The 16,140-nt window shown below is 67.2% G+C and carries 9 protein-coding genes and 1 pseudogene; 4 read left to right on the plus strand and 6 right to left on the minus strand.

Annotated elements, in window-relative coordinates; all coding sequences use genetic code 11:
- Positions 1 to 23: 23 nt before the first annotated feature.
- Both BWQ92_RS11615 and BWQ92_RS11620 read right to left on the minus strand, forming a co-directional pair.
- Positions 24 to 1,016: a hypothetical protein gene (locus BWQ92_RS11615; RefSeq protein WP_172411781.1), complete on the minus strand. Its 993-nt coding sequence runs from the start codon at positions 1,014 to 1,016 to the stop codon at positions 24 to 26.
- Positions 1,017 to 1,145: 129 nt separating this feature from the next.
- Positions 1,146 to 2,867: a helicase HerA-like domain-containing protein gene (locus tag BWQ92_RS11620; RefSeq protein WP_076799666.1), complete on the minus strand. Its 1,722-nt coding sequence runs from the start codon at positions 2,865 to 2,867 to the stop codon at positions 1,146 to 1,148.
- A gap of 153 nt (positions 2,868 to 3,020) precedes the next feature.
- Here BWQ92_RS11620 and BWQ92_RS11625 point away from each other — a divergent pair, with 153 nt between their 5' ends.
- Both BWQ92_RS11625 and BWQ92_RS11630 read left to right on the plus strand, forming a co-directional pair.
- Positions 3,021 to 4,010: an LLM class flavin-dependent oxidoreductase gene (locus BWQ92_RS11625; RefSeq protein ID WP_076803675.1), complete on the plus strand. Its 990-nt coding sequence runs from the start codon at positions 3,021 to 3,023 to the stop codon at positions 4,008 to 4,010.
- 150 nt (positions 4,011 to 4,160) lie between these two features.
- Complete coding sequence (locus BWQ92_RS11630; protein WP_076799667.1) at positions 4,161 to 6,800, plus strand: trehalase-like domain-containing protein; 2,640 nt, start codon at positions 4,161 to 4,163, stop codon at positions 6,798 to 6,800.
- A 38-nt stretch (positions 6,801 to 6,838) separates the two neighbouring features.
- Here BWQ92_RS11630 and BWQ92_RS11635 read toward each other — a convergent pair whose 3' ends face one another.
- From BWQ92_RS11635 to BWQ92_RS11650, 4 genes and pseudogenes are all read right to left on the minus strand, one after another.
- Positions 6,839 to 7,960 carry an FAD-dependent oxidoreductase gene (locus BWQ92_RS11635; RefSeq protein WP_076799669.1) on the minus strand — a complete coding sequence of 374 codons (1,122 nt, stop codon included), beginning with the start codon at positions 7,958 to 7,960 and terminating at the stop codon, positions 6,839 to 6,841.
- A gap of 53 nt (positions 7,961 to 8,013) precedes the next feature.
- A pseudogene (locus tag BWQ92_RS11640) lies at positions 8,014 to 8,941 on the minus strand (AEC family transporter).
- 117 nt (positions 8,942 to 9,058) lie between these two features.
- On the minus strand, positions 9,059 to 9,487 hold the full coding sequence (panD, locus tag BWQ92_RS11645; protein WP_172804278.1) for an aspartate 1-decarboxylase: 429 nt from the start codon (positions 9,485 to 9,487) through the stop codon (positions 9,059 to 9,061).
- A 57-nt stretch (positions 9,488 to 9,544) separates the two neighbouring features.
- Positions 9,545 to 10,537, minus strand: a complete 993-nt coding sequence (locus tag BWQ92_RS11650) for a LysR substrate-binding domain-containing protein (protein ID WP_076799672.1) — start codon at positions 10,535 to 10,537, stop codon at positions 9,545 to 9,547.
- A 156-nt stretch (positions 10,538 to 10,693) separates the two neighbouring features.
- On the opposite strand from BWQ92_RS11650, the gene BWQ92_RS11655 reads away from it, so the two are divergent.
- Positions 10,694 to 12,154: an amino acid permease gene (locus BWQ92_RS11655; RefSeq protein ID WP_076799674.1), complete on the plus strand. Its 1,461-nt coding sequence runs from the start codon at positions 10,694 to 10,696 to the stop codon at positions 12,152 to 12,154.
- Between the two features lie 381 nt (positions 12,155 to 12,535).
- Positions 12,536 to 16,060, plus strand: coding sequence for a bifunctional proline dehydrogenase/L-glutamate gamma-semialdehyde dehydrogenase (locus BWQ92_RS11660; protein WP_076799676.1), 3,525 nt, complete (start codon positions 12,536 to 12,538; stop codon positions 16,058 to 16,060).
- Positions 16,061 to 16,140: the final 80 nt, after the last annotated feature.

The following is a 16,140-nucleotide window of genomic DNA, read 5'->3' on the forward strand; positions in this document are numbered from 1 at the left end:
CGATCCATGCGGCAAGCGAGGTCCTAGAAGGTGAGGAGCGGCGTGACCTTGATGGTGTCGCCGTTGATGTCCAGACGCGTGGTGAAGCTGAAATCGTGCTCCACGTCCAGGGGCGAGACGGCTCCGGTGAACAGGTCGATCTGCTGGGCGGTGATCTTGGCCTTGCCGTCCAGCGGCGCCACCACCCAGCGGCCGTCAAAAGGCTCGATGGTGACCTTCGGGTACTGGGTGATGCTCCACTTGATGGTCCCGTCCACCACGCGGTTATTCGTGACGTGGTAGAACGGGCAGTCGGGCTGGAGCCGCTGCTGCTGGCCGGCTTCCGCCGCGCACTTGTCGAGGAACTCCTTGACCCGGGCGGACACCGCCTGGTTCAGTTCGTCCGTGGCATGCGTGAGCAGGTTCAGCGGCGCGGCGGGGGCCTCGCGGCTGGAGACAGTCGCCCGTGTGGGGGGAGCGGCGAAGTACTGGCCGTTGAGGGACGCCTCGTACTCGCCCGGGTAGAACACCGCAAAGCTGTTGTGGCCGGCGGGCATGTTCACCGGCACGCCGTTAAGCGTCGCCTCGCCGGAGTTCACCACGCTGACGTCCACCGTCGGCAGGGTGGTGGGAACGAAGGACCACTTGTGAAAGAACAGCCATTCGGTGCCGGTGCTCTCCAGCAGGAACTCGGTGTGCAGCTGGCTGCCGTCGATGGTGTAGTCCATCGGCACCATCACCCGGTTGCCGCCGCGCCCCTGTGCGGCGCCGATCTTGACGTTAGTGATCCGCGAGGCCGACGTCTGCAGGGCCGTTCCGTCCAGCATGGCGGGGTCGGCGTCCGGCACTGACGCGCGGAGCAGGCCAAGCGCCCGCTCGCCTTCGCCGTGCTGGAGTGCCTCCAGGTAATCGCGCACGGGCTGCTGCGGACTGGCCACGGAGGAGTTGACCAGATTGACCGAAACGATGGCGCCAACGATGGCAAGCATGAGGCCCAGCAGCCACCCGGCCGCCGTTTTCACCAACGCTTGACTCATTTGCACGCACCCCACGTTACCTGCAACGTCAGGCAACTCTGGAGTAGCGGTGGTCACCGTGACGTCCGTCCACGGGCCAGGAACGCCCTACGGCGGGGCCTCACCCGCCGCTCCCGGCGCTGCCTGACGCTAGCGGCGGCGCCGGGACGAGGTGCCGAAAACGCCCCGCAGGAGTTCCCGGCCAAGCTGGGTTCCCATGGACCGTGCCATGCTTTTCAGGCCGCTGCCGAGGACGCCGCCCAAGGCTCCGGTGATGTCCTCCATCATGCCGCCAGGCGGGGGAGCCTGGCGCCTGGCCGGTGGTGGCACCGTCCCGCCGGGGTGTGTGGACTCCGGCTGCCAGCCGCTGGACGGCCTGCTGCTGGGGCGCCCGAGGATCTCCTCCTCGATGCGGCGGGCTTCGTCGTCGATCGCCACAGGATCAGGATTCCCCGGGACGAACACCTCGGGGGAGGGCGCCGGCGGCTGCCCGGGGGCCGCGGCGCCTGTGGGCGCGCCGGCTTTACCGGTCAGTTTCTCGTACGCCGAGAGATTGTCCACGGCAGTGCCGTACTTTGCGAGCAGCGCCGACCCCGCCACGGTGCTCCGGACCAGTTCGACGGCGCTGGGACCCATCACCGACTCCGGCGCACGCAGGCGGGTCAGGGCCACCGGCGTCGGCGCGCCGTTCTCATTCATGACGGTGATGACAGCCTCGCCGATGCCTGCGGACGTCAGGGTTTCCTCGAGGTCATAGTCGCTGAGCGGGAAGGTGGAGACGGTGGCCTTGAGGGCCTTCGCGTCCTCCGGGGTGAAAGCCCTCAGGGCGTGCTGGATGCGGTTGGCCAGCTGCCCGAGGACGTCCGCCGGGACATCCTTCGGGGTCTGCGTGACGAAGAAAATGCCCACCCCCTTGGAGCGGATCAGGCGGACTGTGGTGGTGATGGCCGCCAGGAAGGCCTTCGAGGCGTCATTGAAGAGCAGGTGCGCCTCGTCGAGGAAGAACACGAGTTTGGGCTTGTCGAGGTCGCCGGCTTCGGGCAGCTCCTCAAACAGATCCGCGAGAAGCCACATGAGGAAGGTGGAGAACACCAGCGGCTTCGTCTGCAGCGTGGGCAGTTCCAGGCAGCTGATGACGCCCCTTCCGTCCGGCGCGGTGCGAAGGAGCTCGGCGGTGTCGAACTCGGGCTCCCCAAAGAAACGCTCCATGCCCTGCGCCTCGAGGGCCACCAGTTCACGCAGGATGACGCCGGCAGTGGCCTTCGACAGGCCGCCCAGTTCCTGCAGCGCTTCCTTGCCTTCGTCGGAAGTGAGGAACTGGATGACCGAGCGCAGGTCCTTCAGGTCCACCAGCTCAAGGTTGTTCTTGTCGGCAAAGTGGAACACGAGCTGGAGGCTGGATTCCTGCGTGTCATTGAGCTCCAGGATGCGGGAGAGCAGGATGGGCCCGAAGGACGTGACGGTAGCCCGGACCGGGATGCCGTCGCCGTCCCCGCCAAGCGCCAGGAACTCCACGGGAAACGTCTTTCCGGACCATGCCTGCCCGATGCTTTCGGTCCGCTTGGCCAGCTTGTCGCTTCCGGGTGCCGCCGTGGCGAGCCCGGAAAGGTCGCCCTTGATATCAGCCAGGAACACGGGCACTCCCGCGGTGGAGAGCTGTTCCGCCATCATGTGCAGGGTGACGGTCTTGCCCGTGCCGGTGGCGCCGGCCACGAGCCCGTGCCGGTTCATCATGGAAAGCGGCAGCCGGACCGGCGCGTCCTTGTGCAGTTCGCCGTCGACGATGGCTGCGCCCAGCTCGATGGTGGCACCCTCCAGGGCGTAGCCCTTTTGGATGGTGGTGACTTTCTCTGCAGTGGACTTGCTGGCCATGGCGCCAGCATAGCGGGAGGTGCCCGGACAGGATATGTGGACAGCATCACCGCACCGGGCAGAAATAACCCGGGCTCCGCCGTCGTTGTTCCCAACATGCCGGACCACCGCGAGGCCGGCAGCTGTGCAACCCCTACGAAAGGCCATCCCGCCGTGACTGTTCCCCTCTCCATCCTCGACCTGGCAACCATCGGCAAGGGCCAGACGGCGGCGGAGAGCTTTGCCGGGAGTGTCGCCATGGCGCAGCTGGCTGAGAAGCTCGGGTATCGGCGTGTCTGGTACGCCGAGCACCACAACATGTCCTCCATCGCGTCGTCGGCCACGTCCGTGCTGATCGCCCACGTCGCCGCGCACACGGACAGCATCCGGCTGGGGGCAGGCGGCGTGATGCTGCCCAACCATTCCCCGCTCACCATCGCCGAGCAGTTCGGCACCCTGGAGACCCTGCATCCCGGCCGGATTGACCTGGGCCTCGGCCGGGCACCCGGCAGCGACCAGAACACCATGCGGGCCCTGCGCCGTGACCCGCATTCCGCCGACACCTTCCCGCAGGATGTCCTGGAACTGCAGGGCTACCTGACAGGGCCCACCCGCGTGCAGGGCGTGGAGGCGACGCCGGGCAGGGGAACCAACGTGCCGCTTTACATCCTGGGTTCGTCCCTCTTCGGAGCGCGGCTCGCGGCCCAGCTCGGGCTGCCTTACGCCTTCGCCTCACACTTCGCGCCGAATGCGCTGCAGGACGCCGTCGCCCTGTACCGCCGGGAGTTCAAGCCGTCGGAGCAGCTGGCGGCGCCGCACGTCATCGCAGGGGTCAACGTGGTGGCCGCCGATGCCGCCTCCGACGCCCAGGAAATGCTGCGGGCAACCATGCGGGCACGCGTGTCGCTGTTCTTCGGCGGCGGGCGCCAGTTCACTGATGACGAGGCGGACATGATCCTGGACTCGCCGCAGGGGCAGCACGTGACGCAAATGATGAAGTATTCGGCCGTGGGCACCCCGGATGCCGTGCTGGATTACCTGGACGGCTTCGCCCGGCATGCCGACGCCGACGAGCTCATTGTGGCGCACCAAAGCACCGGAACGGCAGAGCGGCTCCGCTCGGTGGAGCTTCTGGCGGAGGCCGCGGGGCTCGTCCGCGTCTGACCGTCCGACGGGAGAAATTTTCTCCCGCACGAAGGAACGGGCCCGGCAAAGTTACACGCACGCAATAAACGGGATATTCAGGGGAAACGGCCGCGGCAGACACTTTAGGAGTCCAAGACCGATTGGGGATAATCCGAAGGATTGCCGCGCATGCCCACTCCTCTCAACCAGACCGTGGCCGACTCCGCACTGCTGACCAAATCCCTCCCGCTGGGCTTGCTGCGGGCCTTCGTCCAGTCCGAAGCGGCCGACGACGGGCTCACGCCCCAGCTGCTCGGCGAACTGAAAATCCTCGCCCGCACGCCGGGGCTGCTGGTTGCCTGTAATTACGGCGGAACGCTGTGTGCCGCCGAAGGCATCTCGACGGAGACGCTGCCGCTGGGCGGCGCGGCCATTGCCCTCCGGGCGCTGGCCGCGCTGCCCAACACGCACGCGGCCGTCATCTCAGGCCGCTCCCTGCGTGACCTGGCCGCCGTCTCCAGGCTTCCCGCCGAGGTCCATCTCGTGGGTTCGCACGGGGCGGAGTTCGACATGGGGTTCGCCCACGGACTGTCGCTGGCCACCGAGTCCGTGCTGCAGCAGGCCAACCAGGCACTGCTCGAAGCGGTGGGCGCCCACAAGGGCGTGAGCGTCGAACGGAAGCCCGTCGCGGTCTCGGTCCACACCAGGTCCGCCGCCCCCGACATTGTGGCCAAGTGCACCGCCAAGGCGGAGGAAGTTGCCCGGGCTTTCGGGCTGTTCTTCATTGTGGACGGCTCCGTCCTGGACCTTTCTGTGGTGCAGCCGTCCAAAGCCGAGGCCCTGGACCACCTCCGGGCGCGGCTGGGCGTGAGTGCCGCGCTGTACGCGGGTGATGCCATGAGCGACGAACTCGCCATGGAAACGCTTCGCGGCCCGGACATGGGGCTCTGGGTGGGCGACCTGCCGTCGCCGGCCAAGCACCGGCTGAAGGACCCGGAATCATTCGCGCGGGTGCTGGGGATCCTCTTCGAACTGCGCCGCTCGTGGCTTTTCGGTGAGGACGCGGTCGGCCTGGAACGGCACTCCATGATCGGAAATGGCTCCTCCACGGCACTGGTGACGCCCGACGCCAAGATCTGCTGGATGAGCCACCCGCTGCCGGATTCGGGCTCCCTCTTCGCGCATATCCTCGGCGGTGACGGCGCCGGGCACTTTTCCGTGGAGCCGGTTAAGGCGTCGAGGGTGCTGGGGCAGCGGTACGTGGACAGCACCATGATCGTGGAAACCCGGTGGGCGGACGTCACCGTGACCGACTATCTTGAACCAGCCCCGGAAGGCATCACCAGCCTCGTCCGGGTATTGTCCGGCACCGGCGCCGCAAGGATCGTCTTCGCACCCCGGCCGGACTACGCCAACGCGCCCTTCAGCATGGAGGCCCGCGCTGGCGAGCTGCACGTCGTCGGCACCTCCGACCCCATCATCCTGCTGGCACCCGGCGTCGGCTTCACCGTCACCTCGGACGGGCGGCACGCAACGGCCACCGCCGAGGTCAACCTGCAGCACGGACCGGTGGTCCTCATCCTCCGGTGCGGCGACACCGAAATACAGCAGCCGGCGTCCAACCGGGCGGTGACCGACGAAGCGGACCGCCGGGCCGCCGTCGCACATCACTCCCGGCGCTGGGTGCAGGGCCTGACGCTGCCGGGCGTGAAGCCATCGCTGGTGCGGCGCTCGGCACTGGTGCTGCGCGCGCTGGTCCACGAACCCACGGGCGCGGTGCTGGCCGCTCCCACCACCTCGCTGCCGGAGGGAATCGGCGGCACCCGCAACTGGGATTACCGCTACTGCTGGCTGCGTGACGGCTCCATGACCGTGAACGCCCTGCTGGACCTCGGGTCGACGGCGGAGGCGGAAGGATTCCTCAGGTGGCTGGCCGGCATCCTGGCCAACGCCCCGGGCCCGGAGTGGCTGCATCCGCTGTATTCGGTGACCGGGGCACCGCTGTCCACGGAAGCCATCATCGAGAGCCTGCCCGGATATGCGGGATCGCGTCCGGTCCGGATCGGCAACGCCGCGGACCATCAGGTCCAGCTGGACGTCTTCGGCCCGATTGCCGAGCTGATTCACGGGCTGAGCGAGGCGCAGGAGTCGCTGGCGGAGGGACACTGGGAACTGCTGGTCCAGATGGCCAGTGCCGTGCTGGCCCGGTGGCACGAGCCCGACCACGGCATCTGGGAAGCGCGCCGCGCTCCACGGCACCACGTCTACACCAAGGTGATGTGCTGGGTCACGCTGGACAGGGCGCTCCGTACCGCCGAACGCCACGGCCGCAGCCCCCATCCTGCCTGGGCGGAGATCGCCGCCACCATCCGCGACGAGGTTCTCCGCGAGGGGTGGGATGACAGTTCAGCGTCCTACACCGTGGCCTACGACAGCCCCGACCTTGACGCCGCGGTCCTGCACATCGGGCTGTCCGGCCTGCTCGACGTCAGTGACCAGCGGTTCCTGGACACCGTCACGGCCGTGGAGCGGGAACTCCGGGTGGGCCCCACGGTGTTCCGGTACAAGTACGACGACGGCCTGCCGGGCTTGGAGGGCGGGTTTCACATCTGCACCACGTGGCTGATTGAGGCTTACGTGGCGGTGGGCCGGATCGCCGAGGCCTGGGACCTCTTTGACCAGCTGGTTAACCTGTTCGGGCCCACCGGGCTGCTTCCTGAGGAGTACGATCCGGGCACCGAGACTCACCTGGGAAACCACCCCCAGGCGTACTCGCACCTTGGGTTCATCCGCTGTGCCCGGCTCCTGGACCGGCACCAGCGGGGCTGACTCGGGGCGTGGGCCGGTTGCCTTCGCTGCGGGGTGCTTTACGCCCGGGAGGCGGCGAAGATCTCCGGCGCCCGGCCTTCCCCGGTGGCAAGGTCCGCAAGGATCCGGCCCACCACCGGCGTGAACTTGAAGCCGTGCCCTGCGAAGCCGGCCCCGATGACCACAGGCCCGACCCGGTCCAGCACAAAGTTGTGGTCCGGGGCGGTTGTGTAGGTGCAGCTGATGTCGGTCATGGCGTCGGCGTCCACGCCGGGCAGCCAGTCCCTCGCGTACTGCTGGAGGGCTGCCCGCTGGCGCGGTTCGGGCAGGTAGGACCTCCGGTCCGGATCCACCACGGGCCCCACGCCATGCCAGCCCGCTTTGACGCCTTCGCCGGGGGTCAGCATGCCGTACACGGGGGAGTAGAAGCCGGCGTAGTCGCCGCCCTCGCCGGGGAAGTGGTTGAAGCCCGGCCAGGTGGCGCCGTCGTCGCTGATGCCGAAGTGGGCCGGCTGCTCCTGGGTGACGGTCAGTCGCGGCGTCATGACGGAGCCGGCGAGCAGCTTGGAGGTCCAACCGCCCGCGGTGACCACCGCCTGCCGGGCGGTGAGCACCTCCGTCCGGCCGTCGTCGTCCACGGTGAGCCGGGCGCCGTCGTCGAGTATTTCCAGCCCCACCACCTTCACGCCGTGCCGGATTTCTGCGCCGTTCCGTGCCGCGCTCCGCTGGAACGCCGGAAGGGCGGCCTCGGGGTTGAGCTGGCCGCCGTCGGGCATGTGGAGCACCTGCTGGTCGAAGCGGATGCCGCGCCAGCGCTCTCCGGCTTCGGCGAGCGGAACGAAGTCCGCCCGCAGGCCGGCGCTGTTCAGGGCTGCGTGGATCTCGCCGAGGCGCGGGTCGGGGCCGTGGTTGACGACGCCGGTGCGCGCCAGCAGCTGTTCGCCGCTCTCGTTTTCGAGCTCGGCCCAGAGCTTCAGAGTTTCGGCCAGCATGCCGACGTACTCGGGCTCGGCGTAGGCAAGGCTCAGGTTCCGGGTGGCGCCGTGCGAAGCGCCCTTCAGGTGGCCGGGCGCGAATTGCTCGAGCAGGGTCACGTCACGCCCGCGCGCGGCCAGCGCCCAGGCGGCAGCCGAACCCATGGCTCCGCCTCCGATGATCACGGTGTCCAGGGTGGTGTTCAAGGTTTCCTCCAGTTCGGGCGGCAGCCGCGGGGCGGTCGGGGATAAAGCAGCTGTTATGCCAGCAGCAGGGCCACACCGATCATCGCAAGCACGGCGACGATCGTGGTGATGAGAACGGTGTCCTTGGCGACCGTGAGCCCGGCTTTGTAGCGGCTGGCGGCGACAAACACGTTCTGCGCCGTTGGCAGGGCGGACGTGACCACGACGGCGAACAGGTCGGCGCCATCCAGTCCGAGGGCGAAGCGCGCAAAGACGTACGCAATTGCCGGGTGCACAAAGAGCTTGAAGCCACTGGCCAGCAGGGTATCGGTTCTCCGGCCTGCATCCGCCTGCAGGGGCTTTGACCCGTTCAGGCTCATGCCGAAGGCCATCAGCATGGCCGGAATGGCGGCGCCGCCGATCAGATGGATGGGCTCCAGAAGCAACGGCGGAACCTGGAAGCCTGTGCCGGCGACCAGCAGGCCAAGGGCCGAGCCGACGATCATGGGGTTTTTCACGATCAGCATCAGGAACCGCAGCGGCGTGGTGCGGTGCGAGCTGGTGGTGGCATCGAGGGCCATGAGGAACAGCGGCGTGAAAAACGCCAGCTGGAAGATCAGCAGGGGAGCGACATGGCTGGCGTCACCGAGGACGTACACCGCAATGGGGATGCCGAGGTTGGCGGAGTTGGCCAGCGAGGCGCTCATGGAGGACATCAGCGATTCCGGAACGGAGCGCTTGAGCAGGAACCGGACGATGACAAAAAACAGGGCGGCGGTGCTGACGGCGCCGACGGCCGCCACGAGCAGCGGGGGGGGCGAACACGTCGCGCAGGCTCGCCTTGCTCAGCGTTTCGAAAAGCAGGGCGGGACTGGCCACGAAGAAGGTCAGCCCGCTCAGGACCTGCCGGGCATTCTCGCCGAGGATCCTGCGTCTGCCTACGAACATGCCCACCAGAATGATGGACCAGACCACGAAGAAGCCTGCGAGGACGCCTAGCACGCCGGTGCCACCGGGGGCAGGCTGGGGCAGGGGACGGCATCCACCATCCCAGCCTAATCATATTTATTCGGCCGCGGCTCACCTTGTGGCAGGGATCTCGCCGTGGCGTTGCTGTCCCTAGCTGAGCGCGGCGTTGTTGAGCGCGAACGGCGGCCGCAGCAGCCCCGGCGTGAGGCCTTCCGCGGGATCGTTGCCCAACTGGATGACGCGGTTGTCCTTGTCCACGTGGACAACCCTGGGCTCGTACGCTTTGGCTTCCTCGGTGGTCATCTGGGCGTAGGTGATCAGAATGACAGTGTCGTTCTCGTGCACCAGGTGCGCCGCGGGGCCGTTGATCCCGATGACGCCGGAACCGCGCTCGCCGGCGATGGTGTAGGTCTCGAGGCGGGCACCGTTGGTGACGTCCACAATCGCCACGAGCTCGCCGGGCAGGATGTCGGCAGCATCGAGCAGGTCCAGGTCAACGGTGACTGAACCCACGTAATGCAGGTCCGCGTGCGTGACGGTGGCCCGGTGGATTTTGGACTTAAACATTGTGCGGTTCATAACGTCAACAGTCTAACGCCGGGGTCAACGCTTGGCTGTGAGCCAGGGAACACCCCGTCATACCGCTTCGCCGCCGGTTGCCGCTCCTTCAGGTGCTGCAGGTGCTGCGGGGGCGCCGGAGGCGTCCGCTCCGGTATCGATTTCCTGGGCCGCGGCAATGGAGGCGGCAGTGGAGGCCAGGATTTCACGGGCCGCGAGGATGGCCGGCCGCTGCGCCCCCGAGCGCCGAACCGACGTGAAGACGGTCCGCCTTGGCTTGCCGGGAAGGTCCAGCAGCTGGGCTGTGGTGCCCCGGCCGGTCCACACCAGATCCGGCATCAGGGCGACGGCGTTCCCCGACTCGATCAGGCGGATCTGGGCCTGCAGGTCCGCCGTTTCAAAGCGGACGTCGGGCTCGAAGCCTGCACTCCGGCAGGCCTGCTCGGCCCAGTGGCGCGATGCCGCACCGCGCGGTTCCATCACCCAGGGCATCTCTGCCGTGTCCGCCAGCGCGCCGACTTTGGGCCTGCCCTCGGCGGCCGGCGGAACGGCGAGGCGAATGGCGTCACTGGTGAGGCGTACCCGGTCCAGCTCCGGGTAGCGCGGCGCGGCGTGGCCGGGATACTGCTCGGCGATGACCAGGTCGAAGTCGCGGGCCCAGGTTTCATGCAGCGCCGTCTCGGGCTCGCGCTGGGTCATCTCGATCCGGACGTCGGGGTAGGTCGCGGCGAGCCGGGTCAGCGCGTCCGGCATGAGGGCCAGTGCGGCGGACTGGAAGACGGCGATCCGCACCGTCCCGGAGACGGTGGTCAGCGACGCCGCCAGATCCGCCTCGGCCTGCTCCAGGGTTTCCAGCAGATGGGCAGTGTGCGCCACCAGCACCTCGGCCTGCGGGGTCAGTTGCACGCGGCGGCCGGTTTTCCTGAGCAGTTCCACCCCTACTTCCTTCTCAAGCAGGGCCAACTGTTGGGACACTGAGGAGGGACTGTACTGCAGGGCTGCTGCCACCTCGGCCAGCGTGCCCCGGATCTTCAGCTCGCGGAGCAGCCTCAACCGGCGAACATCAAGCATGGGCTGTTCCTTGGGTTGCATAACTGAATAGTTGGACTAACGAATACTGGTTAGAAGTATGCACTTTATCTAATGCAACACTGCTTGCATACTGAACAGATTGAGTTACCCCCATCACTGGGCGAAATGATGGGCCGCACCTACGCAGGAGTCCCGATGAGTACAACAGATCCCTCGCAGTCAATCCTGAGGCGCAAGCCGATTGACGACATCGAAGTAGAGAACAAGCACAGCGGGCTATTCAGGTCCCTCGGACTTTGGCAGCTGACGGCCATCGGCGTCGGCGGCATCATCGGCGTCGGCATCTTTTCCCTTGCCGGCCTTGTGGCGCACGGAAGCGCCGACACTCCGGGCGTGGGGCCTGCAGTGCTCATTTCCTTCCTGGTCGCCGGCCTTGCCTCGGCCGCGGCGGCGCTCTCCTACGCGGAGTTCGCCGGAATGATCCCGCGTGCCGGCTCGGCCTACACCTATGGCTACGTTGCCCTCGGCGAAATCATCGGCTGGTTCATCGGCTGGGACCTGCTGCTCGAATACATAGCCATCGTGGCCGTGGTGGCCATCGGCATCTCCGGCTACTTTGACGCCTTCCTGTCCGGCATCGGAATCCACATGCCGGCATGGATGACGTCCACGGCCGACGAAGGGAAGGGCGGCATCGTCAACATTCCCGCCATCCTTGTCTGCCTGCTGGTTACCTGGATCCTCTCCCGCGGCACCAAGACTTTCGGCCGCTTTGAACTCGTGGCCGTAGCAATCAAGGTCCTGCTGATTCTCTTCATCATTGGCCTCGGCGTCTTCTACATCAACACCGAGAACTTCAACCCGTTCATGCCCAGCGGCTTCGGCCCGGTCCTGGCCGGTGCGGCAACCGTGTTCTTCGCGGTCTTTGGATACGACGCCATGAGCACCGCGGCCGAGGAGGCCACTGACGGCAAGAAGCACATGCCGAAGGCGATCATCCTGTCCCTGGTCATCGCCATGCTCCTCTACGTTGCCGCGACCCTCGTGCTGACCGGCATGCAGAACTACCGCGACATCGATCCCGCGGCAGGTTTCGCCTCGGCGTTCACCGGCGTCGGGCTTCCTGTCATCGCCACCATCATCTCCGTCTTCGCGGTGCTGTCCATCCTCACCGTGATGCTCACATTCCTCCTCGGCGTCACCCGCGTGTGGTTCTCCATGAGCCGCGACGGCCTCCTCCCCGGCTGGTTCTCGAAGACCGACCGCCACGGCACCCCGCAGCGCGTGACCTGGATCGGCGGCATCGCGTCCGCGCTCCTGGCCGGCGTGTTCCCCATCAAGGCCGTTGCCGACCTCACCAACATCGGCATCCTCGCGGCGTTCGTGGTGGTGTGCGTTTCCGTGATCATCTTCCGCTACACAAAGCCGGATGCCCCGCGCACCTTCCGCCTGCCGCTGATGCCGGTGGTCCCCGCGTTCGGCGTTCTGGCGTCCGCCTTCCTGATGTTCCAGCTGCATTGGGAGACCTGGATGCGTTTCGGCATCTGGCTCCTGGTCGGCCTGGTGATCTACTTCGCCTACGGCAAGCGGCACTCGCTGATGAACCCGAACAGCCCGCGGCACGACGAAGCGGTGGAGATGCACACGCCGGTGTAGCCCCGTCGCCCCTTGCGCGCCATACCCCCGACCCTCCCGCACCCCAGGTGCGGGAGGGTTCGTTCTTTGGCGGCGGGATGTGAGGGGGCGTTTAAAGTTCGACGGCGAAAGCTGAGGGAGCGTTTGAGGTCAGCGACGCTCCATCAGCTCCTGCAGGTTTTTCCCTGACGCTTCCTCACCTCCTGCCGGGAATTTCCAAACGCGTCCTCACCTCCTGCCGTCGCGAGTGCCGGGGCCGCGATGCAGGGCTTACGAAGGGCTTCCAGAACGATCGGTATTTCTAATGTGTATTGCTAAGGAAAGGTCGCTTTATCTTAAGAGAAGTGAGGCCCATACTGATGGATAAGACGATCAAATCGCACTGAAAGAACGAGGAAAGCCATGACCAACACCGCAACGGATCACCGCGTGCAGGCAGGCAAGGGCGCCGCTGTCACCGGCACCGTCGCCACCCCCTCGGCAGGGTCTGACGTCGCTGAAGCGACCGCCCTGGCCAATGACGCAATCGCCCTCGTCCGCCGCTGGCTGACCGAAGCCGCGAAGATGCCCGTGGATGCCTCCGCAGAGCAGCTCGCCGGCGTCCTCAAGGACCCGAACGGCCTGGACTTCACCGTGGGCTTCGTGGATGGCGTGGTCCGTCCCGAGGACCTGCACGTGGCCGCCCGCAACCTTGCCGCCCTGGCCCCGAAGGTTCCCGCTTTCCTGCCCTGGTACATGCGCAAGGCCGTCCAGGCCGGCGGTGTCATGGCACCGGTCCTGCCGCAGGTTGTCATCCCGGTGGCCCGCAAGGTCCTGCGCGAGATGGTGGGCCACCTCATCGTTGACGCCACCGACTCCAAGCTGGGCCCGGCCATCGCCAAGATCCGCAAGGACGGTATCAAGCTCAACGTCAACCTGCTCGGCGAGGCCGTCCTGGGCGAGCACGAGGCCTCCCGCCGGCTCGAGGGCACCCATGCGCTGCTGGCCCGCCCCGACGTGGACTACGTCTCCATCAAGGTGTCCTCCACCGTGGCCCCGCACTCCGCCTGGGCCTTCGACGAAGCCGTGGAGCACGTCGTCGAAAAGCTCACCCCGCTGTTCGCCCGTGCCGCCTCCTTCCCCAACCCCAAGTTCATCAACCTGGACATGGAGGAGTACAAGGACCTGGACATGACCATCGCGGTCTTCACCCGGATCCTGGACAAGCCCGAGTTCAAGAACCTGGAAGCCGGCATCGTGCTCCAGGCCTACCTTCCTGACGCCCTTGCCGCCATGATCCGGCTGCAGGAATGGGCTGCCGCCCGCCGCGCCGACGGAGGCGCCGCCATCAAGGTCCGCGTGGTCAAGGGTGCCAACCTGCCCATGGAGCAGGTGGAAGCCTCGCTGCACGACTGGCCGCTGGCCACCTGGGGCACCAAGCTCGACTCCGACATCAACTACAAGCGCGTCATCAACTACGCGCTGCACCCGGACCGGATCGGCAACATCCGGATCGGCGTCGCCGGCCACAACCTGTTCGACATCGCCTTCGCCTGGCTGCTGGCCAAGAAGCGCGGCGTTGAGTCGGGTATCGAATTCGAGATGCTCCTCGGCATGGCGCAGGGCCAGGCTGAAGCCGTGAAGAAGGACGTCGGTTCCCTGCTGCTCTACACGCCCGTAGTGCACCCGGCCGAATTCGACGTCGCCATCGCCTACCTGATCCGCCGCCTCGAAGAGGGCGCCAGCCAGGAAAACTTCATGTCCGCCGTCTTCGAGCTCAGCGAAAACGAAGGGCTCTTCGAGCGCGAAAAGCAGCGCTTCCTGTCCTCCCTGGAAGAGCTCGACGACGAGGTGCCGGCGCCCAACCGCCTGCAGAACCGCAGCCAGCCGGCAGAGCTGATGCCCCGCACCGGCTTCCAGAACACCCCGGACACGGATCCGTCCCTGCCGGCGAACCGCGACTGGGGCCGGGCGATCCTGGAGCGCGTTCCGGCATCGACCCTGGGCAACGCCTCCGTTGAAGCCGCCACCATAATAGACGCGGACACCCTCAACACGGTGATTGAAACCGCCGTCGAGAAGGGCAAGGCCTGGGGTGCGCTGTCCGGTGCCGAACGCGCCGAAATCCTGCACCGCGCCGGCGACGTCCTCGAGGCCCGCCGCGCGGAGCTGCTCGAGGTCATGGCCAGCGAAACCGGCAAGACCATCGACCAGGGCGACCCCGAGGTCAGCGAGGCCGTTGACTTCGCCCACTACTACGCGGAATCCGCCCGCAAGCTCGACGACGTCGACGGCGCCACCTTCGTTCCGGCAAAGCTGACCGTGGTCACCCCGCCGTGGAACTTCCCCGTGGCCATCCCCGCCGGTTCCACGCTCGCGGCACTCGCCGCCGGCTCCGCCGTCGTGATCAAGCCCGCCAAGCAGGCCTGCCGCAGCGGTGCCGTGATGATCGAGGCCCTGTGGGAGGCAGGCGTCCCGCGCGACGTGCTCACCATGGTGCAGCTGGGCGAACGCGAGCTCGGCCAGCAGCTCATCTCACACCCTGCCGTGGACCGCGTGATCCTCACCGGCGGCTACGAGACCGCTGAGCTGTTCCGCTCCTTCCGCAAGGACCTGCCGCTCCTGGCAGAAACCAGCGGCAAGAATGCCATCATCGTCACCCCCAGCGCGGACCTGGACCTCGCCGCGAAGGACGTTGCCTACTCCGCCTTCGGCCACGCCGGCCAGAAGTGCTCGGCGGCCTCCCTGGTGATCCTGGTGGGCTCCGTGGCCACCTCGAAGCGGTTCCGCAACCAGCTGATCGACGCCGTGACCTCCCTGAAGGTGGGTTACCCGCAGGATCCCACCAGCCAGATGGGTCCGATCATTGAACCGGCCAAGGGCAAGCTGCTCAACGCGCTGACCACCCTCGGCGAGGGCGAGAACTGGGCCGTCGAGCCCCGCAAGCTCGATGACAGCGGCCGGCTCTGGAGCCCGGGCGTGCGCTACGGCGTCAAGCGCGGATCCTACTTCCACCTCACCGAGTTCTTCGGTCCGGTCCTCGGCGTCATGACCGCGGACACCCTGGAAGAGGCCATCGCCATCCAGAACCAGATCGAGTACGGTCTCACCGCCGGCCTGCACTCCCTCAACACCGATGAACTCGGCGTATGGCTGGACACCATCCAGGCAGGCAACCTCTACATCAACCGCGGCATCACCGGTGCCATCGTGCAGCGCCAGCCGTTCGGCGGCTGGAAGAAGTCGGCGGTTGGCGCCGGCACCAAGGCAGGCGGCCCCAACTACCTTGCCGGCCTCGGTGACTGGACCAGCGCCGAAAGCACGCACGGCGCGGCGGCGGGCATTGCCAACCGCCGGGTGCAGCGGCTCGTGGATGCCGTGAAGGGCGAACTCAGCGCCGCCGACACTGAGGCGCTGGAACGGGCACTCGGTTCCGACGCCCTCGCCTGGGCGGACGAATTCGGCACCGCCAAGGACGTCTCCAAGCTGAGCGCCGAGCGGAACATCTTCCGTTACCGTGCGCTGCCGGTCACCGTCCGGCTGTCCGACGGCGAACCCCTCCGGGCGCTCGTCCGTACAGTAGGCGCCGGCGTACTTGCCGGCGCGCCGCTCACCGTCTCCTCCGGCGTCGAACTTCCCGCCCAGCTGCGTGCGGTGCTCACCGGACTGGACATCCCCGTAACGGTGGAGGACGACGCCGCGTGGCTGGCATCCGCGGGCCGTCTCGCCGCGGCGGGCAAGCTGTCCGGCGGACGGATCCGCCTGATCGGCGGCTCTGCTTCCGATCTCGCCGAAGCCACCGGCGGCCGTCCGGACCTGGCGATCTACGCCCACGAGGTGACGGAGGCCGGCCGGATCGAGATGCTGCCGTTCCTGCACGAGCAGGCAGTCAGCATCACGGCGCATCGGTTCGGCACGCCCAACCACCTCTCCGATTCACTGATCTAGGACTACCGCATCTAGGACCGCCGCACTGCCCTTCGCCGAACCATCCCGGCGAAGGGCAGGGCTAAGGCAAACAGAACGGG

This window comes from Arthrobacter sp. QXT-31, from assembly GCF_001969265.1.
GTDB lineage: Bacteria > Actinomycetota > Actinomycetes > Actinomycetales > Micrococcaceae > Arthrobacter.

Bases quoted from the DNA above. Each gene is read 5' to 3' on its own strand.
- BWQ92_RS11650 (WP_076799672.1), bottom strand. From the start codon at position 10,537: ATGCTTGATGTTCGCCGGTTGAGGCTGCTCCGCGAGCTGAAGATCCGG.
- BWQ92_RS11630 (WP_076799667.1), top strand. From the start codon at position 4,161: ATGCCCACTCCTCTCAACCAGACCGTGGCCGACTCCGCACTGCTGACC.
- BWQ92_RS11620 (WP_076799666.1), bottom strand. From the start codon at position 2,867: ATGGCCAGCAAGTCCACTGCAGAGAAAGTCACCACCATCCAAAAGGGC.
- panD (WP_172804278.1), bottom strand. From the start codon at position 9,487: ATGAACCGCACAATGTTTAAGTCCAAAATCCACCGGGCCACCGTCACG.
- BWQ92_RS11655 (WP_076799674.1), top strand. From the start codon at position 10,694: ATGAGTACAACAGATCCCTCGCAGTCAATCCTGAGGCGCAAGCCGATT.
- BWQ92_RS11615 (WP_172411781.1), bottom strand. From the start codon at position 1,016: ATGAGTCAAGCGTTGGTGAAAACGGCGGCCGGGTGGCTGCTGGGCCTC.
- BWQ92_RS11660 (WP_076799676.1), top strand. From the start codon at position 12,536: ATGACCAACACCGCAACGGATCACCGCGTGCAGGCAGGCAAGGGCGCC.